The organism is Flavobacterium muglaense (assembly GCF_014305155.1).
In the GTDB taxonomy this organism is placed as follows: Bacteria; Bacteroidota; Bacteroidia; order Flavobacteriales; family Flavobacteriaceae; genus Flavobacterium; species Flavobacterium muglaense.
This window is the reverse complement of sequence record NZ_JACRUK010000028.1, coordinates 1-22,962: the sequence shown is the minus strand read 5'-3', so window position 1 is coordinate 22,962 and position 22,962 is coordinate 1. Positions and strand designations below refer to the sequence as shown.

Genomic DNA, 22,962 nt, shown 5'->3' with positions numbered 1-22,962 from the left:
GTAAATGATCTTGAATAATGAGATCTTACTTTTTTGTTTTTTTTTAGTCGAAAGTATTATTGATGTAATTACACAACTCACAAAGCAGATCTAAATGAACTTAATTTTATAAAATTATCTGACATAATTTATAATTTACCATTCACAATTAAAAATTACTTCCTCGTTTCATCACTTTCCATGCGATCTTCGTTGTAAATATCGGTACGGTAATGCTCCTCATCCCCTTCTAATATTTTTAGGTAACTATTGTATCTCGACCAAGCAATCTCATCTTTTTCCAAAGCATCTTTTACCGCACATTTTGGCTCGTCTTTGTGCAAACAGTTGTTGAATTTACATTGATCTTTTAACTTGAAAAATTCAGGGAAGTAACCACTAATCTCCGCTTTTTCCATATCGACCATTCCAAAACCTTTGATTCCGGGTGTATCTATAATGCTTGCTCCAAAAGACAAATCATACATTTCAGCAAATGTGGTAGTGTGTTGTCCTTGTTTACTGGCATCCGAAATGGTTTTGGTTTTCAAATGCAAAGACGGTTCCATAGCATTTACTAAGGTAGATTTTCCAACACCTGAATGTCCCGAGAACATACTTACTTTTCCAATCATCATTTCTTGCAAGGCTTCAATTCCCAACATTTCAGTAGACGAAACACGAAGGCATTTATAACCAATCTCTTGGTAAACGTGTTGCATATATAATTGCTCATCTAAGGTAGCTTCGTCAAAAGTATCTATTTTATTGAATACTAAAACTGTTTCAATTCCGTAGGCTTCGGCAGTAATTAAAAAACGATCTATAAAGTTAAAAGTCGTTGGAGGATTATTTACGGTTATCAATAAAAAAACACGATCAATATTAGACGCAATAATATGCATCTGATGGGATAAGTTTACTGATTTACGAACAATATAATTCTTTCTCTCATGAATATTATAAATCGTACCCGTAACAGTATCTGATGTTTCTTCTAGTTCATAATCCACCACATCACCCACCGCAATTGGGTTGGTGCTTTTAATTCCTTTAATTCGAAATTTCCCCTTCATACGGCATTCTATAAAATCACCTTGTTCAGATTTTACGGTGTACCAACTTCCTGTAGATTTATAAACGATTCCTGTCATACTGCAAAGGTAAAATTTTGTTTCAAGTTAAAACTTGAAAATTTGAAGTTTTTATTATTATATCTCAATAAAAAATCTCCACAACTTTAATGATAAAGCTGTGGAGATTACTATTATAAAAAAAACCAATTTCAATTATGCATTCAATACTTTATCTTGGTGACCAATACTTTCCTGGTGAATAGCTTTGAACATTCTAAGAACAAACTCTTCAGAAAGTCCTTTTTTCTCTCCTTCAAGAATCATTTTTCCAAGAATTTCATTCCAACGTGTATTTTGTAAAACAGCAACGTTAGCGTCTTTTTTCACTTGACCAATTTCGTCAGCTACTTTCATTCTTTTTCCTAACAATTCTAACAAGTTAGCATCAAGAACATCAATATTCGCTCTTAATTTCGTCATTTTATTAGCGTACTCATCTGTATCACCACTTACTTTTCTTACTTTCAAATCTTTGAAAATCTGTTTCAAAGCGTCTGGAGTTACTTGTTGAGCTGCATCACTCCAAGCATTATCTGGATCAATATGCGTTTCAATGATCATCCCGTCATAATTCAAATCTAACGCTTCTTGCGTTACTTCAAGAATCATTTCACGGTTTCCTGTAATATGAGACGGGTCGATGATTAATGGTAAATCAGGGAATTTATTTTGCAATTCAATAGCAATTTGCCATTCTGGAATGTTTCTGTATTTTGTTTTTTCGTAAGTAGAGAACCCTCTGTGAATTACACCTAAGTTTTTAATACCTGCAGCATACAAACGCTCTACACCACCTAACCATAAAGCCATATCTGGATTTACTGGGTTTTTGATCAATACAATTTTATCGGTTCCTTTCAAGGTATCAGCAATTTCTTGAACCGCAAACGGATTTGCTGTTGTACGAGCTCCAACCCATAAAACATCAATATCATGTTCCAAAGCCAATTTACAGTGTGCCGCTGTAGCCACCTCAGTTCCCATTAACAAACCTGTTTCTGCTTTAGCTTTTTGCAACCATTTTAATCCAATTTCACCAACACCTTCAAATCCTCCTGGACGCGTTCTTGGTTTCCATATACCTGCTCTAAAAACACTAACATCTGAATCTTTCAATTCATGAGCAATTTTTAATACTTGATCTTCTGTTTCAGCACTACAAGGTCCTGCAATCACAAATGGATGAGTTAAATTAAATTCATTCAACCAATTTCTCATTTCTTTCTTGTTTTCCATCTTTTCTAATTGTTTATTTTATTATTTTTTTTTATGTGTTGTTCTTCGTTTTAATTCTTTTAAAAACGTTATTTCTTAACGTTCATTCCGTTCAAAATTTCTTTTATTTTATTGACACTTTCCATTTCGTCAAAAATGGCATTGTACTCATCTTGTATTAAAAAATCCTTAAACTGAGTCAAATTAGCAATATATCCTTCAAGAGCTTCTACTACTTCTAACTTGTTTTGTTTAAAAATTGGTGTCCACATTGCTGGTGAACTTTTGGCTAGACGCACTGTGCTTTCAAAACCAGAACCCGCCATATCAAAAATATCTTGTTCGTCTTTTTCTTTATTAATTACCGTTTTTCCTAGCATAAACGAACTAATATGCGACAAATGCGATACGTAAGCAATATGCTTATCATGCGACTTAGGATCCATATAGCGAATTCTCATTCCCATACTTTTGAACAAATCCAATGCTTTTTCTTGTAATTTAAAAGCAGTACGCTCAACCTCGCATATAATATTTGTTTTCCCATTGTACAAATTTGTTATTGCTGCAGATGGCCCTGAAAACTCTGTTCCTGCAATAGGATGCGTTGCAATAAAATTACGTCGTTTAGGATGTCCTGCTACTGCTTCGCATATTGGCGCTTTAGTAGACCCTACTTCAAAAACGATTGACTGATCCCCAATAGCATCCAATACTTTTGGCAAAAGCACCAAAGCCACATCTACAGGAACGGAAACAATTACAAAATCAGCATTTGACACTTCTTCTAACTGCGCCGCTTTGTCAATCACTCCTAAGTCTAATGCTTGTTTTACATGACTTTCATTACTATCAATACCATAAACAGTTGCTGATGGGTGCAAATTTTTAATATCTAATGCCATCGAGCCCCCTATTAATCCTATTCCTATTATGTAAATTTTCATTTAATTAAATCTATCAATTGCTTCTTGTACTTTTTCTTCTTTTACACATAATGCAAATCGAATATAGCCTTCTCCATTGCTTCCAAAAATGGTTCCTGGAGTTATAAAAATATGTTTTTCGTATAAAATCTTATCGATAAACGCTTCCGCTGAGGTTACTCCTTCAGGTAACTTTGCCCAAACAAATAGGCCAACTCCTTCTTTATACACTTTACAGTTTAACTTTTCAGCTAGTTGCTCCGTCAGGATTCTTCTTTTCGAATAAATAGCATTCATTTCTTCAAACCAACTTGCTTCACTATTTAATGCCGCGATTGCTCCTTTTTGAATCCCGAAGAACATTCCGCTGTCCATATTGCTTTTCACTTTTAAAATAGCATCAATGCAAGCTGCATTTCCTAACACCATTCCTACTCTCCAGCCTGCCATATTAAAAGTTTTACTCAAAGAATTTAGTTCTAATGCTACTTCCTTTGCTCCATCCACTTGCAACAAACTCATTGGTTTATCATTCAAAACAAAACTATACGGATTGTCATTGATCAATAATATTTGGTGTTTTTTGGCGAAAGCCACTAACTTTTCAAATAAAGCAATACTACCTCTAGCGCCTGTAGGCATGTGCGGATAACCAATCCACATAATTTTTACTTTTGATAAATCTAATTTTTCCAAAGCATCAAAGTCCGGTTCCCAATTTGTATTTTCTTTCAAATCATAATAAACAGGAACAGCACCCACTAAATTAGTCACCGATGTATACGTAGGATATCCAGGATTAGGGATTAAAACGTGATCACCTTCATTTAAGAAAGCAAGCGAAATATGCATAATCCCTTCTTTCGACCCCATCAAAGGCAAAACTTCGGTTGTTGCGTTAAGACTTACATTATAGTTGTTTTTATAAAAATCAACCATTCCGTTTCTCAATTCAGGCAAACCTTGATAGCTTTGATACTGGTGTGCATTCTCATCTTGCATGGCATGAACTACTGCGTCCACAACTGCTTGGGATGGCTTTAAATCAGGGCTTCCTATTCCCATATTGATAATAGGATTCCCCTCGGCAGCCAGTTGCCTTACTTCTCTCAACTTAGAGGAGAAATAATATTCTTCAATGACATCTAATCGTTTTGCTGTTGTAATCATTTTATTATTATTTCAGATGCGACAAATTGTATCGCTATAATTCTTTATTGTTTTGCTTTTTCAGACGCGATAAATCGCGTCTCTACGGTTTTGTATTTTTATATTCTCCTAAAACTTTAAAATATTCGGCCATTATTTCTAATAACGATTTTGCTTTTTGATAATCCTCGTATTTATCGAAAGTGACATCAACAAAAAACGAATATTTCCAAGGCATTTCAATTTTGGGCAACGATTGAATTTTGGTCAAATTCATTTTGCAATCACTCATTACATTTAACACGGCCGCTAGGCTTCCTCTTTTATGATCCAATTCGAATTTTATAGAGGCTCTATTGATATCGTCTTTTGGCACAAATGCATTTTCTTTTTTGATAATAACAAAACGAGTCATGTTATTTTTTATCGTTTGAATTCCTGGCGCCAGAATTTCTAAATCATACATAACCGAAGCCGCATTACTTGCAATTGCAGCAATACCTTTTAACTGTTTTTGTTGAATTCTACGAGCGGTTTCGGCCGTATCTTTGTCTTCAACCAGCTTAATGTTTGGGTATTTTTTTAAAAAATCCATACATTGCAACAAGGCCATCGGATGCGAATGCACCTCAACAATATCGGCTAAATCCTGTCCTTTTAACGCCATTAAATTTTGAGAAATATTCAAATAATGCTCTCCTATAATGTGTAAATTATTCTTGTCAATCAAGGCATAATTTGGAATAATAGGTCCTGCGATTGAATTCTCTATAGCCATTACTGCCTGATCTGACTTTCCAGACAATAGACTATCTACTAATTCTTCAAAAGAAAGACACTCGTCCACCACCACATTTTGCTCGTAATATTCTTGTGCCACCTGATGGTGAAAAGAACCTAATATTCCCTGAATTGCAATTTTCGCTTCCATTTATTCCAAAAAAAAAATCCTGATTTTCATCAGGATTGTATATTATTTTTATTTGTTTCTTTTACTTCAAATAACCATAGCACAATCCTTACTTCCTATAAAAGAAGAAATAAGTGTTGCTAAAATAAAAACGGTTATTAGTTGACATTTTGATGTTTTTTTTCAATGTTATCAATGCAAATGTATAAACATTATCCATACGAACCCCTAAAAAATTAGGTTTTTATCTAACAAAAAAAGAATTCTTTGTTAAAGCTACTTTTGATTATCATATACTTAAAAAAAGAGGTTTAAAATCACCCCATTTTAAACAATTGCAAATCAACTTTACAGCTAATTAGAAAACAATGAAGCTTTATCGCGCTAATTTCACCGAAAGCCAATCTTTTCCTTCGGAAATTCGCGTGATTAACATCGCCGATACCACATCGCCATTAGCATTTAACAATGTAGCCATTGGATCTACTAATGTACCCACAATCATAGCTGCAGGTAATGCTTGTTCCATTGGGAAACCATAAATAGTAATAGCAAGAATCTCGCCTATGTACCCACCATTAGGAATTCCACCTTCTACGACTGACACTACAATTGTTATCCCTAGAGCGAGTAGCAAAGCATGCGGTTCTGTAAAATCCTTGCCAAACATAGCAAAAATCACTGCGATCTTTATAATTGAGGACATACTCGACCCGTCTTTATGCAAAGGCGCACCTAGCGGAATTGCTATATTACGAATATGAGACGGTACATTCATTTTCTCTGCAGCTTCTAGATTAGCCGGAATTGTTGCAATACTACTACAAGTTCCTAAAGCGGTTAATGCTGGCGCAATATTATTACCCCAAAAAACCTTCAGTCCTAATTTACCACCCGAAAGAAATGCGTACAAACTAAAAAACACAACAAAATAAAAAGCACATACTGCATAATACAATCCTAAAGGCTTGGCATAAGCCCCAAATAATTGTGGCCCAAAGATCCCAACCTGATAGGCAAAATAGGCGCCTAAACCTACCGGAGCGGTTTTCATGATAATATGCAACAACTGTTTCATAACCTCATTTCCTGAATTTAAGAAAACTCTAAAACCTTCGCCTTTTTCTCCTGAACGCAAACTGGCAAAGCCAATTAAAAAAGAAAATATAATTAACGCCAACATACTTTTTCTAGAAAGCAACTCATAAAAATCATTGGCGGTAAGCAATTGAGTAATTTGAGAGCCTCCGCTAGTGGTTTGCATACTTTCTAATGGAATTTTAGAAATGATAATATCTTGATGAATAGGAAAAAGCAAAACACCCACCATCATAATTATAGCCGAAATAATAACCGTGCTTAAAAAAACTCCAATAACAATTACAAATAATTTCCCTAATTTGTCTGACTTCTCTAAACTCGCGATAGACGATGCGATTGTAAAGAAAATCAACGGAATAATTGCAGTAAAAAGCAAATTCAAGAAGATATCACCCAACGGTTTAATCAACTCCACCTCTTTCCCAAAAACCAATCCCAATACACTTCCTGCGGTGATGCCGCATAATAACCATATAATACCGCTATAGGTTTTAAACAAACTCTTTGTTTCTTCCATTTTTAGTTTTGCTTTTTATAATTTTTTATAAATATATCAATCTATTTAACAAATACCAATCAGAACAATAATTTAAGACAAAATAACAATCTGCTTTTGATATTGTTTAATAAAATCCATAAATCAATCTTTTCTTTTTACTTTTGCCACAAATAAAACATCATGTCAATAGCAGTAAATAATATTTCTAAAAGTTATGGTGCTCAAAAAGCATTGGATAACATTTCATTTTCTATTAACAAAGGAGAAATAGTAGGTTTTCTAGGTCCCAATGGTGCTGGAAAATCAACTTTGATGAAAATATTAACCACTTACCTTCATGCAGATGGAGGTACAGCTCAAGTAAACGGACATGATGTAAGCACCAATCAAAAAGCGGTTCAATTATCTATTGGGTATTTACCAGAACACAATCCGTTGTATCTTGATTTATACGTGAGAGAATATCTGGCTTTTAATGCTGATGTTTATAAAGTTGCTACATCTAGAATTGAAGAAGTAATTAAACTTACTGGACTAACGACCGAAAGTCATAAAAAAATAGGGCAATTGTCCAAAGGATATCGTCAACGTGTAGGCCTTGCCAATGCGTTACTACACAATCCAGATGTATTGATTCTTGATGAGCCAACCACTGGTTTAGACCCCAATCAATTAATCGAAATTCGTAATGTGATTAAAAACGTAGGTAAAGACAAAACGGTTTTTCTATCTACGCATATTATGCAAGAGGTTGAAGCCATTTGCGACCGAGTAATTATCATCAATAATGGTAAAATTGTAGCTGATAAAAAATTAGACAACTTAATTTCTGAAGACAAACAGCAAGTAATCGAAGTAGAATTTGATTATAAAATTGAAGAACAAGTCATTGCTAAAATCGAAAACTTAGCTTCCTATAAAAATACGCACGACATGATTTGGGAATTGACTTTTAAAACCGACAAAGACATGCGTCCTGCTGTATTTGATTTTGCTACAGCAAATGGTTTAAAAACATTACAACTCAACCAAAAAAATAAAAATCTAGAAGCTATTTTTAGAGAAATCACAAAATAAATTCGGATCCGTTTTACACAAAAGCATCGCTTCTACACAAGAGGCGATGCTTTTTTTTTATATCCAAATCTTTACTAAAAATGCAAGACAATTAAACATCTGCAATATAAAACTGCAACTGTGGGGTAACAAAAACTAGGCTTTGTTGATATAGTATTGAAAACCTTAAAAAAAGAAACAAAATGAAAACCTTAAAACTATTACAATTCTTATTCTTAGCTACTGTTTTATTTTCGTGCTCTGCAACTGATCCAGCTCCGGCCCAAAATGCATTTGCAATAGGCGCAACCACTTTCTACACCCCACACGCGTACTTATTTTACGGCAACAGCCCATCCTATCGAGATGGCTTCATGATTGCATTAACTAATGCGCCCGTGGTTCAAGACAACACCAATGGAGCCGCACCAGCTATAACCATGACACAAGGCGCCGTTTTATTTGTACGCAACAGTACCAACAATTTCCCAACAGAGCAGCAGGTAATTATATCAAACGCGACCTACATACTTGATAAAAACAATGCAGCAATATTTACAAACGTTACGGCATCTACTAACACTTTTGTTAATAACGGCCTTACGTATGGACAGCCAGATTCCGCTTCCGCAAATAACCACAGCATCGAAAACACAGGGAACGGAACCATAACTATCAATTTCATCACTATAGACTACCTGGCCCGTACTGGAACAATTGATTGTAATTACGAATTAATAGATGACGACGGAATCACCGTTACCGGAAACTATGCGGGAACCTTTGAGATTCGCAACGGCTCATAAAAAATCAACAACCATTATTTACAAAAAAAGCATCGTTTCTAATCCAGAAACGATGCTTTTTTATAACAGTTAAAATCTGTTTTTATGATTTAGGCAAAGGTGCACCTACAGCAATATCACAACGATGTCCATCCTTTCCATGAGGCGGATTCATACCTTCGGGAGTTTCACCGTCGGCAGAACTAGTGGACAACAATTTAGGCAAGGCTTGCGGCACAGTAACCTGTTGCGTAATTTCACCTGTGTTTGCAGTGGTTGTTGCTACAGCGGCTTTCGAGCTCAAAGGCGCACCTACAGCAATATCACAACGGTGGTTTTTTTCGCCATGTGGCGGATTCATTCCTTTGGCTGTTACTGTTTTTACTGTGGTAGGTTGTGTAGTAGTTACCATTTGCGGACTAGACTGTACATTTACAGCCTGCGTAGGAGCAGCTCCGTTTGCAGGCGAATTCAAAGGTGCACCTACAGCAATGTCACATCTATGATTGGGTTGTCCATGTGCCGGATTAATCCCTGCAGCCACAGAGGGGTTTGACCCCACATTATTTTCCTTAAATAAATTATGATTCCCAGCAGGCGCAGCCGGTGTTTGAGCTTGAATTCCTGTAGCTGCTTGCTGCGTAAAAGGCACGATCACTCTTGGGTCGGGTTGTGCAGTTTCTTCGTTTTTACAAGAAGTAAACAAGAAAGATGATGCTATTAAAGTAAAATAAATATATTTCATGAGATCGTTTTTATAATAATCCCAAATATAAGCCTTTAATAGGAACTACCCAAAAGCATTAAAAAGAGAAAAACATTTGCTATCTTAAACCTGTTACATTGTCTTTATTATTTCTTGCATCTCTTGAATTACTAGATCAATATCACTTTCGGCAGTTCTGTAATTTACAAATGAAGCACGGATTCCTTTTCGTCCCATGTACATAGTTGGTGTCATGAATACTTTTCCTGAATCATTCAATTTAGCTAAAAACAAATACACTTTTTCTTGGTTTTGGTCTCCCGCCAAAGCAAAACAAACGTTATTCAAGCGTGTTGGTGCTAGTAATTCAAAATGCACATTTTGAACAATAAAAGCATCAAACAACAACGCCATGGCCACACTATTCTCGATAATATCTTGATATCCTTGCTTGCCATACGCAACTAAACTGAACCAAGCTGGCAATGCTTTTAAACGACGAGAATTTTCGGGTAAAAAATTCAGGTAGCTAAAATTCTCTAACGGATCACCTAAATAAGGTGCATTAGAATTTTGAAACGTTTCGCATTGCAGGTTTTTATGTTGTTCATCTACCAAGTAAAAAGCACTTTCATAAGGTACATTCAGCCATTTATGACAATCAATCGTAATTGAATCTGACGCTTCCCAGCCATCAACTAAATATTTATATTTAGGAGAGCATACCGCGAAACCTCCAAAAGCAGCATCCACATGCCACCAAAAATTATATTTGGTTTTCAGCTTTGAAATAGCTTTGAAATCATCAAAATCGGCTGTATTTACCGTTCCCGCACTTGATATCAATATAAAAGGATTTCCATTTAAGCTTTGGATATTTTTTTCTAAGTCGGCAATATCAATTGCTTCCCTATTCCCTTCAATCGTTTTTATTTTGGTAAAATTCTGACTCCCTATTCCCAACATCGACAAACATTTTACCGACGAAGAATGTGGCGTTGCAGCAAGTACTCTAACCGGTTCTGTGAGTCCATCTTTAGCAAAATCCTTTCCGAGTTGTTTTCCAAACCACTGTCTAGCAACTGCCAAGCATGTGAAATTTGACATCGTAGCTCCTGTTACAAAGCCGCCTAAAAAAGTTTTTGGTAAGTCTAATAATTGCAAAAGTAAATTAATACTTTCAAGTTCGATTAAAGCCGAAACGCCGCCTTGCGTGTTTTGATCATAGATCGTCGTTAACCAATCTCCCACAATAGAAGCTGGCGTGGCGCCACCAGTCACAAATCCCCAATACCTAGGCCCCGTTTGGGACACCATTAAAGGTGCTAATCTTTCGTTGAATTCGTCTAAAGCAGCTAATGTTCCCAACCCCAAATCATTAAGCCCTCTATCAGTGGAAATTGTATTTTTATTCGAAGTTGCTATCGCATCAACAGCACTTAAAAAGTCCAAACTTTGCAGTTTTACATTTTCAAGAATGTTTTTGATTTCATTTAAATCTTGCTGAAGAATTGGATTCATTATATTCGAAATTAAAAAATTTTACAAACCCGAATGTAATGAATTATCTCTAGCTACTGAGGCAAAATTAGCAATAACTTATCCTTACCTTTTCATAGAAAAATGACCTTTAAACACTTTACCACTAGCTCTTGTTACCACAAACCAATAATCTGTAGCGGGGAGTTGATGTCCGTTGAAGGTACCATCCCAAGAAGAGGTAGCATTTAATTGCTTGATAAATTTTCCGTATCGATCAAATATTTTAATGTCAATAGTTGGCTCTGTTTCCGAAAACTTAATAGCCCAAGTATCATTGTACCCATCGGCATTTGGAGTGAAGTATTTTGGGTAATTCAAAATAAAAACTTCTTGATTTACAATTCCGCACTCATTATTATCTTTAACATAAACGATATAATCACCGCTTAATAATCCGGTAAAGGTATTGCTGTCTTGATAATTGATTCCGTCAATTGAATATTTATAATCTCCCTGACTAGGATCTGCAACCGTAACTACAATTACATTATCAGTATCCGTCCAATCTTGAATTTCAACTTTTGCTATTGTAGCTACATTCGATGCAAATACTTTAAAGTTTTTAGTTGACGAACAAGTAGTACTACCGTGACCCTGACTTATTGTAACCGAATACGATCCTACAGTTTGAATTACTATAGACGAAGAAGTTTCGCCTGTTGACCACAAATAGCTATCAAAACCAGAACCTGCATCCACAGTAACACTACTGCTTTCGCATAAAACCACATTATCCTTAATGGCGATAACTGGATTACTTACTACTGACAAACTCAGCTTCGCAACTTGATAACATTTATCATTAGAATCAATCCTCACAAAAACATCCGTATTTCCTAAGGGCACATTGTAAGTTGAATACAAAGTTATTTGTGCTGATAGATCTTGATTTTCAGCTCCTGACAACGAGCTATAATAACTTAAAACACAGCTAGCACAAGGTGTTATTTGCGAATTATAAGTGCTTAAATCGACAAGCTCTTTACCATCACTTAACGCATCACAAAGAATATCGTTAACATCATTTAGCGGAACAGCTGGAGCTACAATCGAAACTGCAACAGCCACTCTATTGACACTTTCACAACCATTTACTGTTTGGGACGCATAATACGTCAGTCCATTTAAAAGTGCTGTAGTTACAGGCAAGACAATTCCATTTGCGGAAGCATCATACCAAATTACATTGGTTCCTGTAACAATTAAGTTGGCAATAGTTGGTTTTTGAGTAGTGCAAAAATCTTGCAAAGCAACTGCTGTGGGAGCAGGAGTGTTTTGAACAGCAATCACAACTGGAATGCGCAAACTCTCGCAACTAGTCACCGATTGCGAAGCATAATACGTTCCCGTTTGCACTACTGTACTTCCGGCTAACAGATTGCCATTTGCAGCAGCATCATACCATTTAATAGCAGTTCCCGTTATTGCAAGATCATTTAAAGAAGCGTTTTGTTGCACACAAAATTGCTGCGGACTCGTTGCCACCGGAAGAGGCTCTGTATTAATAAATCCTATTATTTTGACTGAATTTGCGACAAGCGAAACACAACCCAAAGCATTTTTAATTAAAACAGCGTAAGTTCCTGCACTCAAGCCATTTATTGAATTGGAAGCAACCCAAGTAGTTCCATTATCATAACTATATAATGGGGCACTATCAGAAACAGTAATTGTTCCTGTCGCCATAAAACAATCTGGTTGTGTGACAACCACTGACGGCGTTGGCGGATATCCCGGCGGAACAAAAATTTCTACAGCAACAGCAGGCGTTTCGCAAGCGTAGCTATTTCTAGATTTTAAATTATAGGTATCCGCGACTAATCCAGTTTTAGCATTCACCGTAGACCATGTTGCGCCATTATCAAAACTATATTCTGCATCCACATTAGTAAACGTAATTGTCCCCAACGGATCTACACAAATAACGGGTTGAATAGCCATAAATGTTACCGTTCCAGCATTTGGAACAACCGTGTCAATGTGCACTAGTTGAGCAGCCGAAACACAACCAGTTGCGCTTTTGGCAGTAACCGAATAATCGCCACCAGCTAGGCCGGAAAAAACGGCATTAGACTGATACGTACTTCCATTGATACTATAGGTACAATTCGCTGGACTATCAACCGTAATCTTTCCTGACGGCAGCGCGCAACTCGGCTGCACAGTTGTCACTGAGGGACGCAAAGGACTCGCCGCAACAGTAATCGCTAAATTATTTGAGCTTACTCGACAAGAGGCAGATGCAATATTTGTACGTTGCGCGGTAGTCATTCGATATAAATAACTGCCCGCACTATTAGAAACCGCATTATAAATTAAGGAAGTTGCACCTGTGACATCTGTCCATGTTGTGCCGTTATCTTGGCTAACTTGCCATTGATAAGCGGGATCTGAGTAAACCGATGTTCCCAGATTACCCGTTAAAGTATATGTAGCAGCATCATTATCACAAATAGATAGACTTGTACTGCTGTTGTTTTGTACCATAGCCGAAACTATTGGTCCACAAGCTCTAAACGTAATATCATCTAGTGCTAAGTCATTACCTGGTGCGGCGCCTACGGCATTATTCAGCATGGTAATTACCACTTCTGACTCAGTTCCAGTTGTAAAATAAAAACCAGCTTGCTTCCAAGTACCAGACGAAGTTACCGCAAGCGAGCCTGTATTATAAGTTCCAAGAACGGTGCCTGATGTAGTACTTACAGTAAAAGTCACATTGGGATTAGGCGAAGTAAACGTCATCACATTCATCAACCAAGCCGAGAATTCATAGGTAGTACCCGGACATAAATTAGTTACTGTTTTAGTATAAAAAATTCCGGCTGTAGCCAAGGTTGAAGCATTAACCACCATCATATATCCGTTGGTGTTTCCGGTGTGGTCTGTAATAATGTGCCAAGCGTTATCTCTTAAACCAGTGGTTGTGTTAACGATAGTGTAATACCCTTCATCTAACTTCCCAGAAGCTGAATACGTATAAGCTGTAATGGCCGATCCTAGTGCACCGCCGCGCCCCGTTCCCGAGCCAAAATCAATATTGACTACTGCATCTCCTAAACTACCCGTACACAATTGCGCGCGCAAATGAGAGGTCAAAAAAAGTGTAATTACAACTACAAAAAGGAGTCTCTGTTTCAAAACGTATTAATTTTAGAGTAATAATACATTTTTGACTACTATTTTTGTAAAAAACTCAGCGAATCCCCGATACTATTCAGCGAATCGCCTTTTTCGCTGTTCGAAAAACAAGATTAATGAAAAAGCCTCTTTTGCTTTGAAACAAAAGAGGCCTATTATATAGAAACGAATTAATAAACAGCTCCGTCATATTGTTGCTAAACCCTTAAAAAAGTGCACTTGCAATTTGTCTAATATTCTCTGATTTCCCCATTGAATAATAATGCAATACCGGAACTCCCGCAGCTTTCAACTCTAATGATTGTTGAATTGCCCATTCGATACCTACTTGTTTCACATCAGCATTTGTTTTACATTTATCAACAGCATCAATCAAATCTTCTGGTAAATCAATACGGAAAATTTGTGGCAATATCTGTAAATGCCTTTGCACTGCTAGTGGTTTGATTCCTGGAATAATAGGAACTGTGATTCCCATTTCTCTTGCTTTGGCTACAAATTCAAAATATTTACTGTTATCAAAAAACATTTGAGTAACCACATAATCTGCTCCGCCATCTACTTTTTCTTTCAATCTTTTTAAATCAGAAATCAAAGAAGGAGATTCTAAATGCTTTTCAGGATAACCTGCCACACCTACACAAAAATCAGCTTTATTATCAATATGCATTACATCATGCAAGTACTTCCCTTCATTCAACAACTTTATTTGTTGCACCAAATCAACCGCATAATTATTTCCACCTGGTTTTGGCACAAAAGATTGTTCGTCTTTCATCGCATCACCACGCAAAGCCATCACATTATTGATTCCTAAATAATGACAATCGACTAATAAATACTCTGTTTCCTCTTTGGTAAAACCACCACACAATACATGCGGAACCGTATCTACGTTGTATTTGTGTTTAATTGAAGCACAAATCCCCAAAGTACCAGGACGCATTCTAGTTAGTTTTTTATCTAATAAACCATTGCCTTTATCCACATAAATAAACTCCTCGCGTGAAGTAGTTACATCAATAAATGGTGGTTTGAACTCCATCAATGGATCAATATTATCATACAATTCCTGAATCCCTTTTCCTTTTTGAGGCGGTATAATTTCAAATGAGAATAATGTTTTCCCGTTTGCTGCTTCTATATGTTCTGTTACTTTCATTTTATTTTTGTTTCAGGTTTAAAGTTTAAAGTTTAAAGTTCTCTTGAGCAACTTGAAACTTTAAACTTTAAACAACTTTTCTAGTCTGCTATATTAGGACTCAGCCATTTTGTTGCCATGTCAGTAGAAATGCTTCTACGTTTAGCATAATCAATCACTTGATCTTCTTTTATTTTTCCGAGTCCAAAATATTTACTTTGTGGATTCCCAAAATAATATCCTGAAACTGATGATGCTGGCCACATCGCCATGCTCTCTGTCAAGGTTACTCCTATTTCCTTTTCGACATTTAGTAATTTCCAAATTGTTGGTTTTTCTAAATGGTCAGGACAAGCAGGATATCCTGGCGCAGGGCGAATTCCTTTGTACTCTTCAGCAATCATAGCCTCGGTACTCATGTTCTCATCTGATGCGTATCCCCAAACTTCTTTACGAACTTTCTCATGTAAATATTCAGCGAAAGCTTCTGCAAAACGATCCGCTAGTGCTTTAACCATAATCGAATTATAATCGTCTAAATCTTTTTCAAATTCAGCCGCCCATTCATCCACACCAAAACCAGTGGTGACACAAAAAGCACCCATATAATCCACCTTTCCATTGTCTTTTGGAGCAATAAAATCAGACAAGGCAATATTTGGCGCTCCTTTAGTTTTTTGGGATTGTTGACGCAAAGTCAAGAACGTTTGTAATGGTTTTCCGTTTTCGTCCGTTAATTCAATATCATCATCGTTGATTTGATTCGCAGCAAAGATTCCGTAGATTCCTTTGGCAGTCAGTTTCTTTTCTTTCAAAATAACGGCTAACATTTCCTGTGCATCCGCAAAAACCGAAGTCGCTTGCTCCCCCACTACTTCATCCGTTAAAATTGCTGGATATTTCCCGAACAATTCCCAGGTTCTAAAAAACGGTGTCCAGTCAATATAGGGAACCAAAACATCCAACTCTACTTCTATAACTTGCTCCCCTATTACATTTGGTTTCACAGGAGTAAAATTATCCCAGTCTAGCTGTAATTTATTTTTACGAGCCTGCTCAATGGTCAAGAAATTTTTGTCGCGCGAACGGTTCAAAAACGTTTCTCTAAACGCATCATATTCTGCTCTAATATCACTTGCATATAATTTTTTATCCTTGTTCAACAAACTTCCAGCCACTGTTACGGCTCTCGAAGCATCATTAACATGAATTACAGTTTCTCTATATTGAGGTGCAATTTTAACGGCAGTATGCGCCCGCGATGTTGTTGCACCACCTATCATTACTGGAATTTTCATTCCTTTCTTATCTAATTCCTTAGCGAGATAAACCATTTCATCTAGTGAAGGCGTAATCAAACCACTTAACCCAATAATATCTACATTGTGTTCTATAGCAGCTGCAATAATTTTTTCGGGAGGCACCATAACACCAAGATCTACAATCTCATAATTGTTACAGGCCAATACCACCGAAACAATATTTTTACCAATATCGTGTACATCTCCTTTTACGGTTGCCATCAAGATTTTTCCCGCCCCCCTAGCCCCCGGAGGGGGAGCAGTTAGAGCGGAATTTATTTTGCTTAAAACTTTATCCATATCAAACAAGACTTCGTCGTTTGAAAAACGAATCACTTGATATCCTTCTGCATTCAACCAAGCTGTCCTTTGAGCATCACTTGATTGATTTTCTGGCAACTGATGAATTAATCCATCAACTTCAACAATTACATTTTCTTTTAAGCATACAAAATCAGCTATATAATCTCCAATAATATGTTGTCTTCTAAATTTATAATTTTCTAATTGTTTACCACTCAACTCCTGCCATAACCTCTTTTCAGCATCTGTTGGTTGATTGCGCATTTTTTTAGCATGCTCTTTTAACAAACTATAATTTGCTCTATTTGCAGTTTCCCAATGTTTCGAATCTTTCACTCCCCCTTTGGGGGCTGGGGGGCGTTTACCAGCTTCAATAAAAGGCAACAGATACGCTACCGCTTTTTTCATTACACGTGCCGATTTTACCACTTGCGGCAAAAACATTTTCCCTGAACCAAATAAATCTCCAACTACATTCATTCCAGTCATCAAGTTAATTTCGATAACTTCGATAGGTTTTGTAGCCGCGAGTCTGGCTTCTTCAATATCTAAAAGAATAAATTCATCAACTCCTTTTACTAATGAGTGCGTTAATCGTTCCTGAATTGTTCCCGAGCGCCATTCTTGGATTGCCTTTTCATTACTCTTTACATCTCCTTTTACATTTTCAGCAAAATCCAATAGTCTTTCAGTAGCATCGTCTCTTCTATTCAGAATTACATCTTCAACGCGTTCCAACAAATCTTTTGGGATATCATCATAAATGGTCAACATCTCTGGATTTACGATTCCCATCGTCATTCCGTTTTGAATGGCATGATACAAGAAAACCGAGTGCATCGCTTCCCTAACCGTATCATTTCCTCTAAACGAAAACGACACATTGCTTACTCCGCCACTAATATGTGCATGAGGTAAATTTTCACGAACCCATTTTGTTCCTCTAAAGAAATCCAACGCATTCAAGCGATGTTCTTCCATCCCAGTTGCAACTGGAAATATATTCAAATCGAAAATAATATCCTGAGGAGGAAAACCAACTTTATTTACCAAAATATCATACGAACGCTGGCAAATTTCAACTCTACGGTCATAATTATCAGCCTGTCCTGTTTCGTCAAAAGCCATGATAATTGCAGCTGCTCCATAACGCTTAATCAATTTAGCATGATGGATAAACTGCTCTTCTCCTTCTTTTAACGAAATCGAATTTACCACACTTTTCCCTTGTACTACTTTCAATCCTGCTTCGATAATATCCCATTTCGAACTGTCAATCATAATAGGCACACGCGAAATATCAGGCTCAGCAGCAATTAAATTCAGGAATTTTGTCATAGCATATTCGCCATCCAGCATCCCCTCATCCATATTGATATCGATGATTTGTGCGCCACCTTCCACTTGCTCCTTTGCGATACTCAGTGCCTCTTCGTATTTTTCTTCCTTGATTAATCTCAAGAATTTTCTAGAACCCGTCACGTTGGTACGTTCCCCAATATTCACAAATACGCTATCTGGCGTAATGATTAAAGGCTCTAATCCCGCTAATACCAAGTTTCTTCTAGTTTCTACTGCTGCCATTTTTATTTTTTATTTGTCCTCCAAGTTTTCCAAAACCTTGTAGGTATCTCTTTTTAATTTGTATTATTTTGGGCGTGTCCCTCCGTAAAAACTACGGGTCGGGCTATACACTGCAAGTCCTCGCACTTCCTACGTCAGGCTGTGGGCTTTCCGCTGCTATCCCTCACGCAACTCTCCAATTGTTACTCCTTTAAAATAACATTGATTTTTCTATTCTCTATGCGGGCACGGATTGCAAATCCGCGCTATCTGCTACTGAAAAATAAAATGGCTTTAGCCAAATTCATTTTTTTGGCTAAAGCCATTTTCACATTCATTCCTTATTCTCCAGCTAAAGCTGGAGTCAATTAAAAAAAAAAATTGATAAACGAAGGAAGAATCTCGTACCACGCTTAATCACTTATCAAAATCGACAATTGCCCGCTCTCAATATTTTAACTCATTCTGCAATCCTGCAAGGTTTTCAAAACCTTGTAGGTTTGTTTACTAATTCAACTTCATTTGCTAGCGCGAGCGTGCTACTCTTGCCTATATCAAATTATTTTACTGTTTTTCTTTGTCTTTGCTTGCTGGCACGAACGGGACGCCCGCGCTAGCTTTATAAATCTTATGTTAGACGCGATAAATCGCGTCTCTACGTTACATTGTTGCTGTTGATACTCTTGGTTTATAATCTTTGGCGATATCAGCAATTAATCTAATGTGTTCTGGGGTTGTACCACAACATCCACCTATGATATTTACTAAATTATCGTCGAGATATGTTTTTATTTGTGATTGCATTTCTGCTGGGGTTTCGTCGTATTCTCCAAAGGCATTGGGTAATCCTGCATTAGGATGCGCCGATACATTGAATGAAGTGTTTTGTGACAATGTTTGTAAGTACGGTTTCAACAAATCGGCTCCTAGAGCACAATTGAATCCTACACTCAACAACGGAATGTGCGAAACTGAAACTAAGAACGCTTCTACCGTTTGCCCAGAAAGTGTTCTTCCTGAAGCATCTGTAATTGTTCCCGAAACCATGATAGGAATATCAATATTACGTTCGTCTTTTACTTCTTCGATGGCAAAAAGTGCTGCTTTGGCATTTAGTGTATCAAAAATAGTTTCAACTAGTAATAAATCACTTCCTCCGTCAATTAATGCTTCTACTTGTTGCTTGTAAGCAATGCGCAAATCATCAAAAGTTACTGCTCTATATCCCGGATCATTTACATCTGGTGACATACTTGCTGTACGGTTTGTTGGTCCTATTGAACCAGCTACAAAACGAGGTTTGTCTGGGTTTTTAGCCGTCCATTCATCGGCTACTTCGCGGGCTAGTTTAGCCGACTCATAATTCAATTCGTATACATATTCTTCTAGGAAATAATCGGCCATTCCGATGGTGGTTCCTGAGAAAGTATTAGTTTCGACGATATCGGCTCCAGCCTCAAAATAAGCGGCGTGTACCGCTTTTATCGCTTGTGGCTGTGTGAGTGATAGTAAATCGTTATTTCCTTTTAGAGAATGTGGAAAATCTTTGAAACGCTCCCCTCTAAAATCTTCTTCGGAGAAATTGTAACGTTGCAACATCGTTCCCATGGCTCCATCGAGAATGAGTATGTTTTTTTTAATGGCTTCGTGAATGCTTGACATAACTTTTTATTTCTTGTAAATCACAATATGAATTGAGATCTATACTTTTGATTATTAATTCCAAAAGTTCACTATTGTTTGTCTTTAGCCCCGATTGCAGTGGAAATCCTTTTTATTTTTTCTTTAAAAATAAAAAGATTGTAACGCAAAGCGGGAGGGATCATGGCAAAAAAACACCAATCATCTGCTCTAAAAAAAAATATCGATATGTTGTCAAGAAAAGGTTTGAGAAATACTATGGAAGTATTCTTGTGTTATCTATCTTAGATACTGAATTCAGTATAAAGTAGAATGTAGCACCTTCTTTAAAGATAAAGGGTTGCTAAGGTTTCATCGGGTCTTTCCCTCCGCCTTTCGTGATAACTTTCAATAAATATAGGAACACTGCAAAGAAAAGACAAAGCGCTAATACTCGCAAGTATTAGCGCTTAATTTTTTAACTACTATAGGTGAATTTGTTAAACTATTGCTTTAACAACAGCTTTTGGCGCTTCTTTACGAGTTCCATCAAATCCGTCAACTCCTGAAACTGTAGTATATTTCAACACATAACGTTTCCCTGGATTGATGATTTGGTAGGCCGCTTGACACATTAATGTCGCTTCGTGGAAACCGCAAAGGATCAATTTTAATTTACCTGGATAGGTATTCACATCTCCAATGGCAAAAATTCCCGGAATATTCGTTTGGTAATCTAAAGCGTTGTTTACTTTGATAGCGTTTTTTTCTATTTCTAATCCCCAGTTTCCTATAGGACCTAATTTTGGTGTAAGACCAAAAAGCGGAATAAAATAATCCGTGTCAATTGTGCGATTAGCTCCGTTTTCCTCGATTACAATCGATTCAATATGCTCGGCTCCGTTTAATCCCACTACCTCAGCTGGTGTGATCATGCGAATTTTTCCAGCATCTTTTAGTTCTTGCACTTTCTCTACAGAATCTAAAGCACCACGGAATTCGTTACGACGGTGAATCAATGTCACCTCTGAAGCTACATCCGTCAAGAAAATACTCCAGTCAAGGGCTGAATCTCCTCCTCCGGCAATCACTACTCTCTTATCTCTAAACTCTTCTGGGTCTTTAATAAAGTATTTAATTCCTTTATTTTCATAGAAAGCAATACCGTCGATTAATGGTTTTCTAGGTTCGAAACTTCCTAACCCTCCAGCAATAGCAATTACCTTGGCGTGGAACTTTGTTCCCTCATTTGAAGTCACAATAAAACTTCCGTCTTCTTGTTTTTCAATCGTTTCAGCACGTTCTCCAAGTGTAAATCCTGGTTCGAATTGCTTGATTTGTTCCATTAAATTATCTACTAAATCTCCTGCTAATACTTCAGGAAAACCTGGAATATCATAGATCGGTTTTTTAGGATATAACTCTGATAACTGCCCACCTGCTTGCGGTAAAGCATCTAATATATGGCATTTTAATTTTAATAATCCTGCTTCAAAAACGGCAAATAAACCAGTTGGTCCGGCTCCTATTATAAGGATATCTGTTTCAATCATGTTCAATACTTTTATTCCTCCCCCTGCCTCCTCTAATCCCGATAGCTATCAGGAAGAGGAGACTGGGTAGAGTTTCTTTTGTTATACTTATTCTTACTTACTATTCTTTCCACAAAGAAACGACTGAATGTTTCAAAAATAAATGATAAATATCATTCAAAACTACCCCTATTCTCTTTGTTCTTTATTCTATTCTTTATTTTTCAACGAAGCTGTGATCTCATTCATCTTTTGGACTTTCTCCTCGAAATCTCCTTTTAAAGTTTTGCGATATTCGTTAAGATTTTCGACCATTTTATTAATATCCTCAGGAATCACTTCTTCGAAGAACTCTCGTAACCTTTTGGCTGTTGTGGGTGACTTTCCATTGGTCGAAATGGCAATTTTCACATTTCCTTTGGTTACGATACCACCCAAATAATAATCACATAAATCCGGTGTATCAGCAATATTACAAATTAGATATCGCTCTCTTGCTAAATCGTACACTCTTTTATTGACTTTCAAATCATCGGTACAAGCAATTACCATGTGTCGTTTGCGTAGCATCCAGCGATTGAATTTCTTCTCCGTCAAAATAACCGACTTATGACTATTTGCCAAAGTTACCAATTCTGGTAGAAAATGTGGCGCTACCACCTCAACATTTGCATTGGGACTTGACTTCAATAAAAAACTTAATTTTTCTAATCCTACATTTCCTCCACCTACGATCAATACTTGCATATTGTGCAGTTTTAAAAACACGGGATACAACTCATTCCTTTCCATAAACCAATAGTTTGTTGTGACTGGATTTTAACTCTTTGTAAAATCCTTTCCTTTTTTTACTATCGCCTACTACCGCTCCAATTACAATAATGGCTGGCGAACTTAACTGCTGATCAGCAACTACTTTTTGAATGTTGTTGATCGTTCCAATTCCGATTTTTTCTTCGGGAGTAGTTCCGTTTTGTATGATCGCAACGGCAGTTTCTCCTTTGGATTCCGATTGAAAAATAGCAACAATTTCTTCTAATTTACTCATTCCCATCAGTACGACAACCGTAGCTGATGATTGTGCTGCAAGGCTAACATCTGTTGATAATTGACGGCTCGAAGTGGTTCCGGTTATTACCCAAAAACTCTCTGAGACTCCTCTTTTTGTCAACGGAATACCTTGATAAGCTGGAACTGCAATAGCCGATGAAATTCCAGGAACAACAAATGTAGGAATTCCAAAGCTTTCTACATAGTCTATTTCTTCACTTCCTCGTCCGAAACTAAACCACTATGGACTGAAAGTCCATAGATTTGGTTAGCAGACTTAAAGTCTGCACGGTTGCTAGTCTTCAAT

Annotated in this window: 16 protein-coding genes, 1 pseudogene and 1 riboswitch; of the genes and pseudogenes, 2 read left to right on the top strand and 15 right to left on the bottom strand. The window is 36.9% G+C overall.

The window, feature by feature from the left end; translation table 11 throughout:
• Positions 1–155 precede the first annotated feature (155 nt).
• From rsgA to H8R24_RS11580, 6 genes are all read right to left on the bottom strand, one after another.
• Positions 156–1,133: a ribosome small subunit-dependent GTPase A gene (gene rsgA / locus H8R24_RS11605; protein ID WP_187019222.1), complete on the bottom strand. Its 978-nt coding sequence runs from the start codon at positions 1,131–1,133 to the stop codon at positions 156–158.
• A gap of 135 nt (positions 1,134–1,268) precedes the next feature.
• Complete coding sequence (locus H8R24_RS11600; RefSeq protein WP_187019220.1) at positions 1,269–2,351, bottom strand: bifunctional 3-deoxy-7-phosphoheptulonate synthase/chorismate mutase type II; 1,083 nt, start codon at positions 2,349–2,351, stop codon at positions 1,269–1,271.
• A gap of 68 nt (positions 2,352–2,419) precedes the next feature.
• Entirely contained in the window at positions 2,420–3,277 is an 858-nt protein-coding gene (locus H8R24_RS11595) for a prephenate dehydrogenase (protein WP_187019218.1), read from the bottom strand.
• Positions 3,278–4,426 carry a pyridoxal phosphate-dependent aminotransferase gene (locus tag H8R24_RS11590; protein WP_187019216.1) on the bottom strand — a complete coding sequence of 383 codons (1,149 nt, stop codon included), beginning with the start codon at positions 4,424–4,426 and terminating at the stop codon, positions 3,278–3,280.
• Between the two features lie 82 nt (positions 4,427–4,508).
• On the bottom strand, positions 4,509–5,336 hold the full coding sequence (locus tag H8R24_RS11585; RefSeq protein WP_187019215.1) for a prephenate dehydratase: 828 nt from the start codon (positions 5,334–5,336) through the stop codon (positions 4,509–4,511).
• Between the two features lie 355 nt (positions 5,337–5,691).
• Positions 5,692–6,933, bottom strand: a complete 1,242-nt coding sequence (locus H8R24_RS11580; RefSeq protein ID WP_187019213.1) for a dicarboxylate/amino acid:cation symporter — start codon at positions 6,931–6,933, stop codon at positions 5,692–5,694.
• A gap of 162 nt (positions 6,934–7,095) precedes the next feature.
• Here H8R24_RS11580 and gldA point away from each other — a divergent pair, with 162 nt between their 5' ends.
• Entirely contained in the window at positions 7,096–7,992 is an 897-nt protein-coding gene (gene gldA / locus H8R24_RS11575) for a gliding motility-associated ABC transporter ATP-binding subunit GldA (protein ID WP_187019211.1), read from the top strand.
• A 182-nt stretch (positions 7,993–8,174) separates the two neighbouring features.
• Positions 8,175–8,777, top strand: coding sequence for a hypothetical protein (locus H8R24_RS11570; RefSeq protein ID WP_187019209.1), 603 nt, complete (start codon positions 8,175–8,177; stop codon positions 8,775–8,777).
• Between the two features lie 82 nt (positions 8,778–8,859).
• Here the strand turns inward: H8R24_RS11570 and H8R24_RS11565 are convergent, their stop codons facing one another.
• The 9 genes and pseudogenes from H8R24_RS11565 to H8R24_RS11525 all read right to left on the bottom strand — a co-directional run.
• Positions 8,860–9,501 (bottom strand): hypothetical protein, encoded by a 642-nt coding sequence (locus H8R24_RS11565; RefSeq protein ID WP_187019207.1) that lies wholly within the window; start codon positions 9,499–9,501, stop codon positions 8,860–8,862.
• Positions 9,502–9,594: 93 nt separating this feature from the next.
• The gene (locus H8R24_RS11560) at positions 9,595–10,983 is read right to left on the bottom strand and encodes a pyridoxal phosphate-dependent decarboxylase family protein (RefSeq protein WP_187019206.1); all 1,389 of its coding nucleotides are present in this window, start codon (positions 10,981–10,983) and stop codon (positions 9,595–9,597) included.
• Between the two features lie 84 nt (positions 10,984–11,067).
• Positions 11,068–14,145, bottom strand: coding sequence for a T9SS type B sorting domain-containing protein (locus H8R24_RS11555; RefSeq protein WP_187019204.1), 3,078 nt, complete (start codon positions 14,143–14,145; stop codon positions 11,068–11,070).
• Between the two features lie 205 nt (positions 14,146–14,350).
• On the bottom strand, positions 14,351–15,307 hold the full coding sequence (gene metF / locus H8R24_RS11550; protein ID WP_187019202.1) for a methylenetetrahydrofolate reductase [NAD(P)H]: 957 nt from the start codon (positions 15,305–15,307) through the stop codon (positions 14,351–14,353).
• 80 nt (positions 15,308–15,387) lie between these two features.
• The gene (locus H8R24_RS11545) at positions 15,388–18,474 is read right to left on the bottom strand and encodes a vitamin B12 dependent-methionine synthase activation domain-containing protein (protein ID WP_187019200.1); all 3,087 of its coding nucleotides are present in this window, start codon (positions 18,472–18,474) and stop codon (positions 15,388–15,390) included.
• Positions 18,475–19,113: 639 nt separating this feature from the next.
• Positions 19,114–20,115 (bottom strand): homocysteine S-methyltransferase family protein, encoded by a 1,002-nt coding sequence (locus H8R24_RS11540; protein ID WP_187019198.1) that lies wholly within the window; start codon positions 20,113–20,115, stop codon positions 19,114–19,116.
• A 251-nt stretch (positions 20,116–20,366) separates the two neighbouring features.
• Positions 20,367–20,481: riboswitch (SAM riboswitch) on the bottom strand.
• A 92-nt stretch (positions 20,482–20,573) separates the two neighbouring features.
• Positions 20,574–21,626 carry an NAD(P)/FAD-dependent oxidoreductase gene (locus H8R24_RS11535; RefSeq protein ID WP_187019196.1) on the bottom strand — a complete coding sequence of 351 codons (1,053 nt, stop codon included), beginning with the start codon at positions 21,624–21,626 and terminating at the stop codon, positions 20,574–20,576.
• Between the two features lie 189 nt (positions 21,627–21,815).
• Positions 21,816–22,397, bottom strand: a complete 582-nt coding sequence (locus H8R24_RS11530) for a precorrin-2 dehydrogenase/sirohydrochlorin ferrochelatase family protein (protein ID WP_187019194.1) — start codon at positions 22,395–22,397, stop codon at positions 21,816–21,818.
• A pseudogene (locus H8R24_RS11525) lies at positions 22,384–22,893 on the bottom strand (uroporphyrinogen-III C-methyltransferase); the annotation flags it as partial. The pseudogene H8R24_RS11525 and the gene H8R24_RS11530, both read right to left, overlap by 14 nt.
• Positions 22,894–22,962 lie beyond the last annotated feature (69 nt).